We start from the raw sequence: 16,429 nt of genomic DNA, 5'->3' as shown, positions 1-16,429 counted from the left end.
CCGTGAACAGCCCCTTCGCCGAAGCCATCCTCAACGGCTCGCTCCTCCTTGCCATTCCCGTGGCGCTGCTGGCCGGACTGGTCTCCTTCCTGTCTCCCTGCGTCCTGCCGCTGGTACCCGGCTATCTGGGTTACGTCACCGGGCTAAGCGGCGTGGACCTGGAGAAGCAAAAGCGTGGCCGTATGCTGGCGGGGATCGGGCTGTTCGTGCTGGGCTTCTCCGTGATCTTTGTTCTCCTCGGCGGTGCGTTCGGGCAATTGGGTACCCTGCTCACCGGCTCGCAGAACGCCTGGATTACCCAGGTGCTGGGCCTCCTGGTGATCGTGATGGGCGTGGTGTTCATGGGCGGCTTCAGCTGGCTGCAGCGGGACGCCAAAATCCACGCCAAGCCGCCGGCCGGCCTGTGGGGAGCGCCGCTCCTGGGCCTCACGTTCGGGCTGGGCTGGGCCCCGTGCATCGGGCCCACCTATTCAGCGGTCCAGCTCCTGAGCCTTTCCGGCGGCTCGTCCGCCGCCAAGGGTGCGTTCCTTGCGTTCGTCTACAGCCTCGGGCTGGGAATCCCCTTCCTGCTCATCGCACTGGCGCTCCGCCGCGGGATGGGCGTCATGGCGTTCTTCCGCAAGCACCGCCTGGCCATCCAGCGCATTGGCGGCGGCATCCTGGTGGTCCTTGGGCTGCTCATGGCCAGCGGCGTCTGGGGGACCTGGGTGACCGGGCTGCAGTACTGGTTCCAAACCGATGTGAAATTGCCGATCTGATGAGCGAGCGCGTGAACGTAGACAAGAAAACTTCCGCCCCGGCCGGTGGCCATGAGCCCGGCGGCAAGATATCAGAGGCCAAGGCTGAAACAGCGCTCCCGGCCCTGGGGCCGATGGGCATGCTCCGCTGGGCATGGACCCAGCTGACCAGCATGCGCACCGCTTTGTTCCTGCTGCTGCTCCTGGCCGTCGCGGCAGTCCCGGGCTCGCTGTTCCCGCAGCGCCCGGCCAATCCCTCAGTGGTCACCCAGTACATCAAGGACAACCCGGATTACGGCAAGCTGCTGGACACCCTGCAGCTGTACGACGTCTACTCCTCGGCGTGGTTCTCGGCCATCTACCTCCTGCTGTTCATCTCCCTGATCGGCTGCGTGGTGCCCCGGGCCATCGCCCACTACAAGGCGATGCGCTCCCAGCCGCCGCGGACCCCCAAACGCCTGTCCCGCCTCCCGGAGTACGGCACCCTGGTGATTCCGGCCGACGCCGGGATCCCGGCGGCGGCGGCCATCACCAGCGCCGCCGGGGTGCTGAAGAAGCGCGGCTACCGCGTTGAGGTCCGGGACAGCGGCGGCGAGCGTCCCTCGCTGGGCGCCGAGCGAGGTTTCGCAAAGGAAGTGGGGAACCTGGTCTTCCACACGTCCCTGATCGGGGTGCTGGTATCCGTGGCCGTTGGCGGCCTTTTTGGCTACAGCGGCCAGCGCATCCTGGTGGAGGGTGACACGTTTGTGAACACCCTGGTGGGCTACGACCAGTTCACCCCGGGCACCAACTTCCAGCCCGGCCAGCTCCAGCCCTACTCCGTGCAGCTGGACAAGTTCGACATCACGTTCGACCGGGAGTCGCAGGGCAAGGAGGGCCAGCCCATCGACTTCTCCGCCGCGGTGACCACCAAGGAGAACCCGGACGCGCCAGCGCAGAAGGAAACCCTGAAGGTCAACGATCCCGTCACCCTGGGCGGCACCAGTATCTACCTCACCGGCAACGGCTACGCCCCTGTGGTGACCATCCGGGACGGAGACGGAAACGTGGCCATGCAGGGGCCTGTGGTGGCCAAGCTGCAGGGGGACAACTACTACTCCTCAGTGGTGATCAAGGTTCCCGATGCCAAGCCGGACCAGCTGGGTTTCGCCGGCTTCTTCCTGCCCACGGCCTTCGTCTCGAACGAGGGGGTCTCCTTCAGCGGCGACCCCGAACTCTTCAACCCGCAGCTGACCCTGAACTCCTACTACGGTGACCTGGGCCTTGATGACGGCTCCCCCCAGAACGTCTTCGAACTGGACGTGCAGGACTTGACACCCCTGAACGCGAGGAACCTGGACGCCGGCGGCATCACCCTTGCCCCCGGCAGCAGCTACACGCTCCCTGACGGCAAAGGCACCATCAGCTTCGACGGCGTGAAGCGCTACATCGGCGTGGACATCCACCACAACCCCGGCCAGCTCTACGCCCTGATTTTTGCGCTCCTCGCCGTCGCCGGACTGATTCTTTCCCTCTACGTCAACCGCCGCCGCGTATGGGTCCGCACGGGCACCCACGCAGACGGCCGCACCATGGTGGAGTACGGGCTTCTGGCCCGCGGTGAGGATCACCGGCTCGCCACCGAAGCCCAAGCAGTGCGGAAACTGCTGGCCGAGGAATGGCAACTGGATCCCGATCCCGCAGCCGGGCCGGGAACCTCACAACAAACTTCCAGCAGCACGGGCGATAATAACGGGGGCCCTGCCGCAACTACAGGCTCAGTCACCACCCCAGCAGGCCCCACCGGGCCCGAAAAGGACCAGTAATGCCTTACGGAATCAACGGAATCAACGAAACCATGGGCCAGTACAGCGAGCTCTTTATGCTGCTGGCCGCAGGCACCTACACGGTGGCCTTCATCGCTTTCGCCTGGGACCTGGCCAAGAGCAGCAAGGCCCTGCGTGCCATCGACCTCAAGGCGGCGCAGGCGGAAGACTCCGCCCGCGTGCCGGTTGGCGCCCTGGCGGGGGACCGCAGCGAGTCCCAGCTCGCCGGACCGGCGGGCAGGGCTGAACGGCCGTCGTCGTCCGCAGCCCGGTCGGCAGGCAACGGGGCCGGTGGAGTCGTTACCGCCGACGCCGACATGCGGTACGCCGGTGAGCGGCGCGCTCCCGCCCGGGTGGCGGTGGCCCTGACCGTCCTGGGTGCCCTGATCCACGGTGCCGGCGTGCTGACCCGCGCGCTGGGTGCGGGCCGGGTGCCCTGGGGCAACATGTATGAGTTCCTCACTACCGGGGCCTTCGTCGCAGTTGCAGTGTTCCTGCTGGTGCTGATCCGCCGCGACCTGCGCTTCCTCGGGACGTTCGTGGTGGGCCTGGTCATCATTATGCTCGTGGCCGCCTCCGTGGCGTACTGGACGCCGGTGGGCCACCTGGTTCCCGCGTTGCAAAGCTACTGGCTAATCATCCACGTATCCATCGCCGTGCTCTCCTCCGCGTTGTTCACCCTGACGTTCGCGATGTCTGCCCTGCAGCTCGTCCAGACGCGCCGGCTGAAGACCGTTGCCACCGGCGGTTCGGACAAACTGGGCTTTATGCGCCTGGTGCCGTCCGCGTTGAGCCTCGAAAACCTGTCCTACCGCATCAACGCCATCGCGTTCATCGGCTGGACCTTCACGCTGATGTTCGGTGCCATCTGGGCGGAAAAAGCCTGGGGCCGGTTCTGGGGCTGGGACACCAAGGAAGTGTGGACGTTCGTCATCTGGGTTGTTTATGCAGGCTACCTGCATGCCCGGGCAACCAGGGGCTGGACCGGCACCAGGGCGGCATGGCTGTCAATCGTGGGCTACCTCTGCGTCATCTTCAATTTCACTATTGTCAACCAGTTCTTCAACGGCCTGCATTCATACTCAGGCCTCTGAACAGGGTTTACGGGGGAGCGGCAAGGATGCTTTCAGAAGCTGACAGTCCCGTCGAGCAATAGGGCTGTTCGGGGCAGGGCCGTAATGCTACCTTGGTGAAGTCCGCCCGTGATGAAGCTTGCTGGCGAAACACCAGTTTTACCGAGGTCCGCATGAGCTACGTGCTCGCCATAGATATCGGCACAAGCTTCACCGCTGCCGCTATTGCCCGGTTTGACCAAGGATCTTCCCCTGCCCCCGAGTGCCTGCCTTTGGGCGTTCGCGGGACATCTGTGCCCTCTGTCATTTACTACCCGGAGGACGGTCCCATCCTGGTGGGGGAGGCGGCAGAACGCCGCGGCCTCGACTCCCCCGCGCGGGTGGTGCGCGAGTTCAAGCGACGGGTAGGCGACTCCGTACCTATCTCCGTGGGGGCGCTGTCACTTCCCCCGGAGGACGTCTTCGCCACGGTGGCCCGCTGGGTTGCCGACCGTGCGGAGGAGCGCGAGGGCGCGCCGCCGTCGGAAATCGTCCTCACCCATCCTGCCGCCTGGGGTAGCCACCGCACATCGGTGATACTGGCGGCCATGGCCGCAAAGAGCCTGGAGAACGTCACCCTTATCACCGAGCCGGAAGCCGCGGCCGTGTATTACGCCTCCCAGGTCCGCGTGGAGGACGGCAGCACCATCGCGGTGTACGACCTTGGCGGAGGTACCTTTGACACCGCTGTCCTCAGGAAGGCCGGCAGTAGCCGGTTTGAGCTGGTGGGGCGCCCCGAGGGCATTGAAAACCTGGGCGGCGCCGACTTTGACGCGGAAGTGTTCCGCTACGTCGCCGAGCACACCGCAGGTGCCCTGTCGAAACTCAACCAGGCGGATGCAGGGGTGCGCGGGGCGCTGGCCAGGCTGCGGCGGGAGTGCGTGGAAGCCAAGGAGGCGCTTTCCGTGGACAGCGAGGCGAACATTTCCGTGCTTCTTCCCGGCATCCAGCAGCAGGTCCGCCTGGTGCGGTCAGACTTCGAAGCGCTGATCGAGGATCCCGTCCGGGACACGGTCGACGCGCTGGAACAATCACTGGCGGAGATGGAACTGGAGCGGGAGGACCTTTCCGCCGTGCTGTTGATCGGTGGATCATCACGGATTCCGCTCGTGGCGCAGCTGATATCGGAACAGCTCGACCGGCCCATCGCCGTCGACGCCGACCCGAAGTCATCCATCTGCATGGGGGCCGCAGTCTCGGCACTTTTGGCGCGTGCTGAACTTTCCGAAGCCAAGGAAGCGACGCCGGAAGTGGGGCCAGGCGCGGCGCCCGTGGAAGCCGGCCTCACCGCCGTCGGGCTTCTTGCGGCTGCGGGGCACCTGCCCGGCCGCCGGGCCAGCTGGTCACGCAAAGGCGCGACGGCGGCTGGTGCGGCTGGTGCGGCTGCTGGGGCGACGCATGAGCACGCCCACGGCGGCGCACATGCTCCAAGGCCGGCCGTCCGGCTGACTTCCATAGCAGCCGCCGCAGCCCTGGTGTCCGTCCTCACGGCCACCGCTGCGCAAAGCCCGGGAGGCTTAGGCAGCCTCACGTCAGCTTTTGGACAGGAAGCCAGAGCTGACCCTGGCACCGGGTCCGCTCCGGGTGGTTCCGGTGTTCCGGCCGCCGGAAGCGGACCGGGCCCGGAAACCGCAGTGGCCGGCGGGGCCCCGATGGCCGGCATCGAAGCAGGCTTGGACACGCATGCTGCGCCCACCAGCAGTCCATCATCGAGCGCGGCATTGGGCACGAGCCAAGCTGTTGCGGGGTCTACCGGCGGTGCAGCTGCCGGTTCGGGCACGGGTGCTCCTGCCGGGACCGGTGGCGGAACAACTGGTGGTGCAGCCGGCAAGGGAGCAGCTGGCGCGACCCCGGATTCCACGGGTACTCCCGGGACGGGCCCAGTAACTGGCGAACCGGTTGTGGGTGGGACGCCGTCGCCGGTTGTGGGTGGTGGGACGCTGCCGCCGGTTGTGGGTGGTGGGACGCCGCCGCCGGTTGAGGGTGGTGGGACGCCGCCGCCGGTTGAGGGTGGAGGGACGCCGCCGCCGGTTGAGGGTGGAGGGACGCCGCCGCCGGTTGAGGGTGGAGGGACGCCGCCGCCGGTTGAGGGTGGTGGAACGCCGCCGCCGGTTGAGGGTGGTGGAACGCCGCCGCCGGTTGAGGGTGGAGGGACGCCGCCGCCGGTTGAGGGTGGTGGAACGCCGCCGCCTACGGACCCCGTCCCCGTCGTCACGGTGGCGGCCCCGGTTGCGGGGCCGACCTCCACCCAGCCGGCAGTGCCGGTGTCGGCGACTCCAATCACTACCGAGCCGGCGGTCTAGGATGGCTGGTCATCAAACGCGCGAGGAAGTGCATGGTTTTTTGCAGTCGAACCTGAACAACCAAGGCCAAAGCCCCCGCGCTGCCGAGCAGATGGCCCGGCAGCTCAAGGGTGAGAACGCAGCGGTGCGTGAACTTCTGTTGGCGCTGTCGGTGGGTTTCGAACTGCCCGGACCGCTGCCCGCTGACCTGCAACGGAAGATTGACGGCGGCGAGGTGGAGAGCGTTGACGCCCTGGTGGAACGGGCAGAGTCTGCCGGTCTGCTCTCACCGGACGGAAGCGTCGTTGGACCGGCACAGCATGCACTGCTGAACGTAGTCCCCACGACCCGGGTGCACGCCCTCCAGCGGGAACTTGTAACGCTGTATGTGGCAGACCGCCAGCCGATGGGGGACTTTGCGCGCGAGTTGGCCCGCGGCGGCCTGGCGGACCCCCGCGTTGCTTCCGAGCTGGAGCATACGGGGGACAAGGTATTGGAGCATGATCCCGCTCTGGCCGCCCAGCTTTACGAAGAAGCCTTGTTGGCAGGAGCTGACGAAACAGCAACCGCAGCACGGCGTGCACAGGCGGCGGCAGCCGGCGGGGACCTCGATGCTGCCACCCGCATCATTGACACCCTTCTGGTTTGTCCGGATCCGCCCGACGTTCGCCGCGGGGTGGACGTAGCGTCAGCAGTATGGGCCCAGCGCGGAATGCTGGCACGCAGTGCAGACGCCTACGGCTGGTTGGGCGCCTCGAGGTTGGGTCCCTCGGCACCGCTGGCCGCCGTCGCCATGATCGGCTGCGGCAACGGGTCAGGTGCCGAATCGCTGTTCCCGGCGGATGCGCCGCCGGCATCTCCCACGCTGCTGGCAGCCGCGCTGGCCCAAACGGGAAAGGGCATCATCGAGTCGCTGGCGCAGGATCCGCAGCAGGCGCTCCCGCTGCTGATCCACGCCTCGGACATGCTGAATGCAACCGGTACCGCCCTTCCTCTTCCGGACACTCCGGCAGCACTTGCCGCGCTGATGGCCCTGCACAGTGGAGAGCCGCATCTAGCGGAAAGCGTATGCCGGTCTGCCGCGGCCGCAGGGCAGGGCGGTAATGCCGCAAAACCACGGCTCTACCTGCTTCAGGCGTGGTCGGCCATGCAGCAGAACAAACTCGAGGACGCCAGGCTCGCGATCAACGAGGCGTCGAAGACCAACCACTGGCCTTTGGTACCGAGGGATGAGTTCCTTAAGGCGGCCCTGGAAGTAGGCCTTGCCCGGCGCAACGGTGACCTGGCGGAACTTGTTCTGGCCTGGGAGCGGGCGCGTGAAGCAATGCTGCACACCTCAGTGGACCTGTACAGCCTGCTGCCATGGGGCGAGCTGATGATTACCGCAGCGCGGCTGCGGGAAACCCGCCGCGTGGCGCATTACCTCGACGAGGCAAAACAACTGCTGCGGCGCCTTGATGATCCGCCGCTATGGTCAGTGCCCTTCCACTGGGCGGGTGTGCAGGCAACACTGCTGGGTGAAAGTCCAGCAGATCTGGCCCCCCATGCTGCCGCCCTGGCACGGGCAGCCCAGCACAGCCACCTCGCCACAATGCTTGCCGCTGCGGGCAAGGCCTGGGTATCTGTGCTCGCAGGCAGGTTCCAGACTGCCGACGTTGAAGCGGCAGCGCGGGGCCTCGGCAGGGTGGGAATGCCTTGGGAAGGTGCGAGGCTTGCGGGACACGCAGCTGCCCGGGCAGACGAGCGGAAGGACATGGTGCGCCTGCTGTGCTGCGCCAGGGACCTGCACCCGCAGGGACATACAGCAGGGCACGGAAACGGATCACAGGATTCCGAAAACACGGCCGCCGCCGAATCAACCAGCGGCATGCAGCCGGACGGTGCGGGGCTGAGCGAGCGGGAAAAGGAAGTGGCCAGGCTGGTGCTTGAGGGCAAGACGTACAGGGAAATAGGCGAGGCAATCTATATCTCTCCCCGGACTGCCGAACACCACATCGCCCGTATGCGCCGGCGCCTCGGTGCAGAAAGCCGCTCTGATTTGCTGGCCCGGCTGCGCTTGGCGCTGGGCACCGAAGACCCCCAACAGGAGTAACCCCTAATACCCCTAGGGGCAGGGCAAGCAGTTCCCCGGCACGGGAGCTGCCGGTAGGGGGAAACGGCCCGATGCCCAGGCCCGAAGGGGAACCTTACGTTAGATTCAAGCCCGGAACCAAGCCGGGCGATCCGCAAGGCAGAGAAAATTGAGGACCACGAAATGACACTCGCAAACGATCTCGTCCAGTTCCTGATGCACCTCTTCGGCGATCGCCAGGCCGCGCAGGACTTCCTGGACAACCCGGATAAGGTTCTGGACGATCACGGCCTGGGCGGCGTGTGCTCCGCGGATGTGGATGCTGCGATGCCGGTGGTCCTGGATTACGCACCCATCACGCTCAACGCTTCCTCCTTCGACCGGACCTACAACACCGGCGGCAACGTGTCCGCAACCGCACCCAGCGGTGGGGGCACCGGCGGTACCGGCTACACACCGCCCCCTTCAAATGGCGGAAACGGTGATCACGCCCACGCTGTCCAGCAGCTCCACCACGTGGTCAACAACTACTCGTACACCTCAACTGTGGATGACCGTGACACCATCACGGACCAGTCCGTCAACCAGAACATTTGGGCAGACGGCGACGTCACCCAGTACTTCGACAACGATTCCGTTGTCGCCTCCGGTGACCGCGCAGTGGCAGCCGGCGACGACGTCGACATCGAGGACTCGAACAACATCGAGGACTCCTACAACACGGACAACTCCACGGATAACTCGAAGGACAGCTCCATCAACGCCGGCGAGGACGTCAATATCGGCAACACCGACATTGATGCCGACGATTCCTTCAACAAGGAAGTTGAGATCGAGGACTCCTACAACAAGGAAGTTGATATTGACGCCGACCTGGAAAACGTTGGCAACACCGACAACCGCGAGGACCATTCCACCAACATCGATGTCCGGGATTCCGGCAACGACAACTCCATCAACGACTCGCTCAACAAGAACGAGACGGACGTTGAAATCAAGGCTGACCTCGAAAACGTCGGCAACACCGATAACTCCAAGACCGAACTGGAGAACGTGGGCAGCACCAACCTGCATAACGTCGGCAACGAATCCTTGAAGGTGGAAGACGTTACCGTGACTAAGGTGGATGCCGACCTCACCAATGTCGGTAACGAATACGATTTCGACTACGAAGCGAACACAACCAGGATTGACAACGATTCTGAAACCGACATCAGCGCTGACGATGATTCGGAGATCAACTTCTGATCACCAGGTCCCCGGTATCAGGCAGTGCCCGGCAGGAGCTCACCACCTGCCGGGCACTTCGGGGGCTTACCCCACGTCCATTTTGAGACTGACGCAAAGGACATGCCGTGGCAGAAGCAGAACCCGTAAAGCCGCCGGCTAATCTGTCGGCCGTGCAACTGATGGAACTGGTGGGGCAGGGCCTTGAACTGGTGCGCAGCGGAGACCGCACGGACCTCCGCAAGCGCCTGAACCAGACGTTGGAGCGGCTGAAGGATACATCCGTCCGGGTCATCGTGGTGGGGGAGTTCAAGCAGGGAAAGAGCAAGCTGGTCAATGCTCTGGTGAATGCGCCGGTGTGCCCTGTCGACGACGACATTGCCACCTCTGTCCCCACCGTGGTCCGGTACGGAGACCCGGCCTCCGCGGCCATCCTTATTCCCAAGGGCAACGCCGACTCTGACGACGAAGCCGACATCGAGCGCCAGCCAGTGCTCATTGCTGATCTTGCTTCCTACGTCTCGGAGCGGGGAAATCCAGGTAACGGTAAAAAGCTGGTGGCCGCCGAAGTGAACCTGCCCCGGAGGCTTCTGACAGGGGGGCTTACCGTCATAGACTCGCCCGGTGTTGGGGGACTGGGTTCCCCGCATACGCTGACCACCCTGACCGCTCTTCCAACCGCAGACGCCATGCTGCTCGTCTCCGATGCATCGCAGGAGTACACCGAGCCCGAGTTGCGCTTCCTGCGACAAGCCATGCGGCTCACCCCCAGCGTTGTGGGTGTCCTCACCAAGACGGATCTCTACCCGGACTGGCGGCGGGTTGAGGAGATCGACAGGGGGCACCTTTCACGGGTTGCCCCCGATATCCCACTGATCGCCGTCTCGTCGGATCTGAGGCTGGAAGCGGCGCGCATGCAGGACCGTGAGCTCAACGAGGAATCAGGATTCCCTGGCCTGATCAGCCAACTCAGGAATGAGATCGTCGGAAAGGCCGAGCGGCTCCAGCGTCGTTCCGTCAGCCAGGATCTGCTGTCTGTCACGGAGAATCTGCGCCTGTCCCTGCAGTCCGAGCTCGAAGCGCTGGAGAATCCGGAGGGGACTCCGCAGATGATCGCCGGACTGGAGCTGGCCAAGGCTGAGGCCGACGACCTTCGGAAACGGTCAGCCCGCTGGCAGATCACGTTGAATGATGGCATCGGCGACCTCATCTCAGACATGGAATATGACCTGCGTGACCGACTCCGGCGGATTCAACGGGAGGCTGAGACAGCCATTGACCAAGGCGACCCGGGACCGGCCTGGCCACAGATTTCCAAGTGGCTCGAGGAAAGCACGGCGGCTGCCGTCTCCGACACGTTTGTATGGACCAGCGAGCGGTCGCAGTGGCTGGCTGCGCAGGTTGCCGAACACTTCGCCGCGGACGAGGTGACGTTGCCCGTCCTTCGCGTCGCAGACACGGGTGACGCGCTGGACCCCGTTGACGACATGCCCACGCTGGACGACGGGCGCATCAATTCCGCGCAGAAAGTCCTGATCGGCATGCGCGGTTCCTATGGCGGCGTACTGATGTTCGGGCTCCTGACGGGAATCTTCGGAATGGCCCTGATCAATCCCCTCTCAGTGGGCGCCGGCCTGTTGCTCGGGCGCAAGGCCTACCGTGAGGACAAGGAAGCGCGGCTGAAGCGCCGGCAAGGGGAGGCCAAGGTCCTGGTTAGGCGCCAGCTGGACGACGTCACCTTCCAGGTGGGCAAGCAGTTGAAGGACCGGCTGCGGCTTGTGCAGCGGTCAACCCGGGACCACTTCACCGAGATCGCGGACGAGTACCACCGTTCCCTGGCGGATTCCGTGGCAGCAGCCCAGAAAGCTGCCACCACGTACGCCCTGGAAAAGGATTTACGGATCCGCGACATCAAGAATGAACTTAGGAAGGTTGACGCGTTGCACAGGGCAGCCACTGCCGTGGCAGCCGAAGTGGCCGGAGGCAAGGCGCTGCCGGCACCCGGTACCGGGGCAAAGGCTGCGGGCCAGCCGGCAGCGGCGGCGCCGACGGCTGTGGCGACCGGATGACGGCGACGACCATCACGGGGGCGGCAGACCTGGTGCAGGAAGCATTGGAGGTCTACCGTGAGGATCCCGCAGCTGTGGCAGCTCTGCAGGGTTATGCCAGGAGGCTTGCCGAACCCCTGCGGATCGCCGTAGCCGGGATGGTGAAAGCCGGAAAGTCCACCCTGTTGAACGCCATCCTCGGTGAAGAGATAGCGCCCACGGACACGGGGGAGTGCACGCGCATCGTCACGTGGTACCGCTACGGCCGTACCCCGCGGATCACGCTCTACCCTGTGGAGGGTGAACCGCGCGGCCTGCCGGTGAAACGCGTGGACGGCCGCCTGGTGTTTGTGCTGGGCAACGTGCAGTCCGATGAGGTGGACCGGCTGGAAGTGGAGTGGCCCTCGCCGGGCCTGCGGGACATGACCCTGATCGACACCCCTGGCATTGCATCGCTGTCAGGGGACGTGTCCGCCCGGTCCACACACTTCCTGACTCCGGAGGACACCCCCTCCGAAGCTGACGCCATCATCTACCTGATGCGCCACATGCACGCTTCCGATCTGCGGTTCCTTGAGTCATTCAAGGACACCGAGGCCGGGAGATCCGGCACGGTCAATGCGCTGGCAGTCCTTTCCCGGGCCGATGAAGTGGGAGCAGGACGGATTGATTCGCTTCTCTCCGCCGGGGAGATCGCCGAAAGGTACCGCCAGGACCACAGCCTGCGGAAGCTGGCGTTGGGGGTGGTCCCGGTGGCCGGGCTCTTGGCACAGAGTGCCCGGAGCCTGCGCCAGTCCGACTTTGAGGCACTGCAGCTGCTGGCCGGGATGGAACGGGCAGAACGGGAAAAGCTGCTGCTCTCGGCGGACCGGTTTGTACGGACTGCAGGCCCGGAAGGGCTGACGACGGCGGCCCGTGCCTCTCTGCTGGAAAGGTTTGGTTTGTTCGGCATCCGCCTCGCCGTGGTTCTCATCCGCAATGGATTTGCCGAGCCCACGCCCCTGGCCCACGAACTGGCCCGGCGCAGCGGCCTGGATCCCCTGATTGACATGCTGGGGCGGCAGTTCCAGGCCCGCGGCGAGGCGCTGAAGGCCAGGACCGCGTTGGTGGGGGTGGAAACCCTGCTTCGCACATCCCCTCGGGACGGGACAGGGTCTTTGGCCGCCGCACTGGAACGGCTGCAAGTCAACGCCCACGAGTTCCGCGAACTGCGGCTGCTGGCAACCCTTCGGACCACCGGCGTATCGCTGGACCCTGAACTGGCTAACGAAGCCGAGGGCCTCATTGGGGGCTGGGGCGCCGCGTCCTACATTCGCCTGGGCCTCGAAGCTGATGCGGGACCAGAACAGCTGGCGGCGGAAGCCCGGCGCTGCGTGGAGCGGTGGCGGGCAGTGGCGGAAAACCCGCTGACCGACCGCTCCGCCCTGGACGCCTGCCGGGTGGTTATCCGCAGCTGCGAGGGTGTTGTTGCCCAGTGCGCCCTACAGGGGACCCACCAGCCCGCATGAGGGGCGGGCCGGCCACCGATGGGTCAGTCCCGGCCCGACTTCAGCCAGGCATTGGCTGAGGGCACAAAGAACAGCACCAGCCCGATTAACGCCAGCAGGAGCTGAAGTCCCCAGAGCAGCACCACATAACTGCCGGCGTCGCCTTCGGGCACAAGGAAGGCAGCGGCTACCAGCAGGACGATGACATGCCCGGCCAGGAGCGGCACCAGAACCCAGCGCGCCCAGCCCTGCCGGCCCATCACGACGCCGAGCATCGCAGCCTCGAGCAGGATCACCAGGAGGACAGCCGCCAGGCTGCCCCAGAAGACGATGCCCGTGGCCGTGGTGACGGCTTCGGCGCCGCCGCCGGGAGCCATTTGAACCACCACTGTGCGCAGCCGTTCCAGATGCGAATCGCGGGTGAGGAACGATCCCGCCAGGACGGCGAGCCCGGCGGCAAAGCTGAGGAGCCAGAGGGTCCGCGCATCCCGGACGCTGTGGGGAGCTGCCGGGATGACGGCGATGGGCGCCGGAGCGGAATAGGACAGCCCTGGCCTTGGCGGCGGCGCTGGCGGACCTGAGGGTGAAGGCGGGGCTGCGGCCCCGTGGGCTGTGGTCCGCAGCCGGTCTTCTCCGTCAGGTTCCTGAGTCATCCGCCCCTACTTCAGCCCGTCGGTATCGTGTTCGTCAGTCTCGTGCTTGTCCTTGCCGCCGCCCTTGGCGTCGTCGTCCTTCGCCTTGGCGTCCAGTTCATCCTTGAGCTTCTTGAGCCGCTCGGCCTCTGCCTGGTGGCGACGGCGGGCTTCGAGGTTGCGGAGGAAGTCGGGATCATCGTCGGGGGCGGTGGGATGGCGCTGGCTTTGCTGTTGAGGGGAACTCCCACGCGGCCGGCCGATCAGGAGCCAGAGAATGGCGCCCACCACTGGCAGGACAATCATGACCACGATCCAGGCGGGCTTGGAAATCCCCCGGGTGAGGCGTCCATCAGTGCGGATCACGTCCACGAGGCCATACACAAAGATGACGAGGACTGCGACGGCCAAAGCCACACGGAGGAGCATGCCAATAAGTCTATCGTCAGGAGGCGCGGGGGCCTCGGGCGGGAGGCGGCTAAACTGGAATAGTGGCCTTTTTGAAATATTCCCTGATCCGCCTTGCTCTGTTCGCCCCCCTGTTTGTGGTTTTTATGCTCCTGCAGTTGGGTGTGCTGATGTCCGTCATCTGCGCAGCACTGATTGCGTTCGCCGTAAGTTACCTGTTTTTCCAAAAGCAGCGGGACGCGGCAGCCGCAGCCATCCACCAGCGTTTCTCAGGCAAGGCCAAGCCGATCCGTTCAGCCAATGAAGTCCAGGACGCCCATGCGGAGGACTCGCTTCTGGACGCCAATCCGGACATCGCCATCAGCAACGACGCCAAGGACCCCAAGCGCTCCTAGCGCCAGACCCCGGCCTTGGCCCCGGCGCCCTAGAAGCCGTGGCTCAGCACCAGACCCAGTGAGAACAGCAGGCTGTAGCCGAGGTTGATCAGGCCGGTCTGCTTCAGGACCGGGATCAGGCTCTTCCGCTTGCGGCCGTTGATCATCAGCCACGCAGGCATCAGGCACGCCGGAATCAGCAGCAGGACGATCAGCATCCACGGCCGCCCCGGGGCAAGGATCACCACCAGCATGATGGCCACGGCGAGCATCAGCACGTAGCTCTCCCGGGCATGTTTGTCACCCAGCCGCACAGCGAGGGTCTTCTTGCCGGCCTGCGTGTCGGTGGGGATGTCCCGGACGTTGTTGGCCATGAGCAGCGCGGTGGCGATCAGACCCGTGCCGATAGCGCCAATGATGGCCGGCAGGTTGATCTGCCCGGCCTGTGTGTACGTGGTGCCCAGCGTGGCCACCAGCCCGAAGAACACAAACACAAAAACGTCACCCAGGCCCATGTAGCCGTACGGGTTCTTGCCGCCGGTGTAGCCCCAGGCCGCCATCACGCAGCCGAGCCCCACCAGGATCAGCCACCAGCTCTGGGTGATGACCACCAGGACGAGCCCGAAGACCATGGCCGCGGTGAACGCACCGAACGCGGCACGTTTCACGTGCTCGGGGCTTGCAGCCCCCGATCCCACCAGGCGGAGCGGGCCCACGCGGTCGTCGTCCGTACCGCGGATGCCGTCCGAGTAATCATTGGCGAAGTTCACGCCCACCTGGAGCAGGAGGGCCACCAGCGCCGCGAGGATGGCGTTGAAGAGCAGGAACGAATCCATTTCATAAGCGGCGGCGGAGCCGATCAGTACCGGCGCAATCGCGGCCGGCAGTGTTCGGAGCCGGGCGCCTTGGATCCATTGTGCGGCTGTAGCCACGGTCAGTACCTCGCGTTACTTTGGGGAAGGCGGCAGGATGGGGCCCTGCCGGTGGTGCAGGTCTACTTTACTTTCCCTGGTGCAGGGCGCTGAGTTCGGCGGCCATGGCCAGGCGGTCCGGTTTGCCGTTGGGAAGCATCAGGAGGGAGGGGGCCGCCAGGACCGTTTTGGGAGCAAGGATGCCCAGCGTCCGGTGCCATTCCTGTTCAAGGACGACGGCGTGTTCCCCGCTTGCCGAAGAGCCCGGGCGCTCGGCGGCGCCTCCCGGCGGGCCTGCCAGTGCCACGTAAGCTGCCACGGCCTGGCCCCATTCCGCGGACGGGACGCCGGCCACGAAGGCCGCGGCGACGTCGTCGGACTTTTCCAGCTCCTCCTGCACGTGCGCGGCCGAAACCTTGATCCCGCCGGTGATGATCACGTCGTCGGCGCGGCCTGCAACGGTGAGGCGGCCGTCGTCGTCGATGCTGCCGAGGTCGCTGGTGCGGTACCAGCGCACGCCGTCCTCCTCGAAGAAGGTGCTGCCGGCCTCGTCCGGCGCTTCCAGGTAGCCGGCGGCGATGGTGTCGCCGCCCAGCAGGATGCGGCCGTCGTGCTCAACGCGGACGGACACCCCTTCGAGCGGAAAGCCGTCGTAGACGCAGCCGCCGCAGGACTCGGCCGAACCGTAAGTCGTGATCACCCGGACACCGGCATCCCTGGCAGCGGACAGCAGCGAGGCGGGGGCCGGTGCGCCGCCCAGCAGGACGGCGTTGAAGCGGCGGAGCACTGCCAGGGTCTCCGGGGACGGCTCGTCGAGGAGGCGCTGAAGCTGGGTGGGAACCAGTGAGGTGAAGCGGATCTTGTCCGTCAGTTCCTGCGCTGCAGCGGTGAAGGCTTCGGGCGTGAACCCGCCTGACATGTCCATCACCCAGGGCCGGGTACCCGCGAACAGCGAACGCACCAGGACCTGGATGCCCGCAACGTACTGGACGGGCAGCGCCAGGAGCCACTGGCCCTCTCCCTTGAGCGCCAGGGCAGTCGCCATCGAGGACGCGGCCAGGGATTCCACCGTCAGGACCGTGGCCTTGGGAGTTCCGGTGGACCCGGAGGTGCGCACCACGGCCACTGCATCATCGCAGCCGGGCGTTTCGACATGGCCCACCACCAGGGCGCCGTCTTGGCCCACAGAAAGTTCGACGGCGGGGCCCTCACCGTGGAGTGCGGCGGCCAGCGCCTTCAGTGCAGGGTCGATATCGGGGACGCCGGTGCTGGTTGCGCCTGTTCCGGCCGGCTCGCCGTTCCGGGAGCGGGTGTCTTGGGGTTCAGTGTTCATTG

13 protein-coding genes are annotated in these 16,429 nt (G+C 65.6%); 9 read left to right on the top strand and 4 right to left on the bottom strand.

The window, feature by feature from the left end; all coding sequences use genetic code 11:
* The first annotated feature begins 2 nt into the window (after positions 1-2).
* The 8 genes from M1E07_RS16460 (at position 3) to M1E07_RS16425 (ending at position 12,790) form a co-directional block, all read left to right on the top strand.
* A complete protein-coding gene (locus M1E07_RS16460) occupies positions 3-758 on the top strand; it encodes a cytochrome c biogenesis CcdA family protein (protein WP_461187700.1) in 756 nt (251 codons plus the stop codon).
* On the top strand, positions 758-2,542 hold the full coding sequence (resB, locus tag M1E07_RS16455) for a cytochrome c biogenesis protein ResB (RefSeq protein WP_461187699.1): 1,785 nt from the start codon (positions 758-760) through the stop codon (positions 2,540-2,542). Before M1E07_RS16460 ends, resB begins: the two co-directional genes overlap by 1 nt.
* Positions 2,542-3,636 (top strand): c-type cytochrome biogenesis protein CcsB, encoded by a 1,095-nt coding sequence (gene ccsB / locus M1E07_RS16450; RefSeq protein WP_461187698.1) that lies wholly within the window; start codon positions 2,542-2,544, stop codon positions 3,634-3,636. Before resB ends, ccsB begins: the two co-directional genes overlap by 1 nt.
* A 152-nt stretch (positions 3,637-3,788) precedes the next feature.
* Positions 3,789-5,957: an Hsp70 family protein gene (locus M1E07_RS16445; RefSeq protein WP_461187697.1), complete on the top strand. Its 2,169-nt coding sequence runs from the start codon at positions 3,789-3,791 to the stop codon at positions 5,955-5,957.
* A gap of 1 nt (position 5,958) precedes the next feature.
* Positions 5,959-8,028, top strand: a complete 2,070-nt coding sequence (locus M1E07_RS16440) for a LuxR C-terminal-related transcriptional regulator (protein ID WP_461187696.1) — start codon at positions 5,959-5,961, stop codon at positions 8,026-8,028.
* Positions 8,029-8,190: 162 nt separating this feature from the next.
* A complete protein-coding gene (locus M1E07_RS16435) occupies positions 8,191-9,255 on the top strand; it encodes an IniB N-terminal domain-containing protein (RefSeq protein WP_461187695.1) in 1,065 nt (354 codons plus the stop codon).
* 161 nt (positions 9,256-9,416) lie between these two features.
* On the top strand, positions 9,417-11,303 hold the full coding sequence (locus M1E07_RS16430; RefSeq protein ID WP_461190420.1) for a dynamin family protein: 1,887 nt from the start codon (positions 9,417-9,419) through the stop codon (positions 11,301-11,303).
* Positions 11,300-12,790, top strand: a complete 1,491-nt coding sequence (locus M1E07_RS16425; RefSeq protein ID WP_461187694.1) for a dynamin family protein — start codon at positions 11,300-11,302, stop codon at positions 12,788-12,790. The genes M1E07_RS16430 and M1E07_RS16425 overlap by 4 nt, the downstream gene beginning before the upstream one ends.
* A 23-nt stretch (positions 12,791-12,813) precedes the next feature.
* Here M1E07_RS16425 and M1E07_RS16420 read toward each other — a convergent pair whose 3' ends face one another.
* Positions 12,814-13,422, bottom strand: a complete 609-nt coding sequence (locus tag M1E07_RS16420; RefSeq protein ID WP_461187693.1) for a hypothetical protein — start codon at positions 13,420-13,422, stop codon at positions 12,814-12,816.
* Positions 13,423-13,428: 6 nt separating this feature from the next.
* Positions 13,429-13,830: a PLD nuclease N-terminal domain-containing protein gene (locus M1E07_RS16415; protein WP_461187692.1), complete on the bottom strand. Its 402-nt coding sequence runs from the start codon at positions 13,828-13,830 to the stop codon at positions 13,429-13,431.
* Between the two features lie 62 nt (positions 13,831-13,892).
* Here M1E07_RS16415 and M1E07_RS16410 point away from each other — a divergent pair, with 62 nt between their 5' ends.
* Positions 13,893-14,204, top strand: coding sequence for a DUF4229 domain-containing protein (locus tag M1E07_RS16410; RefSeq protein WP_461187691.1), 312 nt, complete (start codon positions 13,893-13,895; stop codon positions 14,202-14,204).
* 29 nt (positions 14,205-14,233) lie between these two features.
* Here M1E07_RS16410 and M1E07_RS16405 read toward each other — a convergent pair whose 3' ends face one another.
* Together M1E07_RS16405 and M1E07_RS16400 are read right to left on the bottom strand one after the other, a co-directional pair.
* Positions 14,234-15,115, bottom strand: a complete 882-nt coding sequence (locus M1E07_RS16405; protein ID WP_461187690.1) for a 1,4-dihydroxy-2-naphthoate polyprenyltransferase — start codon at positions 15,113-15,115, stop codon at positions 14,234-14,236.
* 67 nt (positions 15,116-15,182) lie between these two features.
* Positions 15,183-16,427, bottom strand: coding sequence for an AMP-binding protein (locus M1E07_RS16400; RefSeq protein WP_461187689.1), 1,245 nt, complete (start codon positions 16,425-16,427; stop codon positions 15,183-15,185).
* Between the last annotated feature and the right edge of the window lie 2 nt (positions 16,428-16,429).

The sequence above is a fragment of the Arthrobacter sp. Z4-13 genome, from assembly GCF_054792705.1.
The sequence above is the reverse complement of the archived record's forward strand: the minus strand, read 5'-3'. Positions and strand labels throughout refer to the sequence as shown.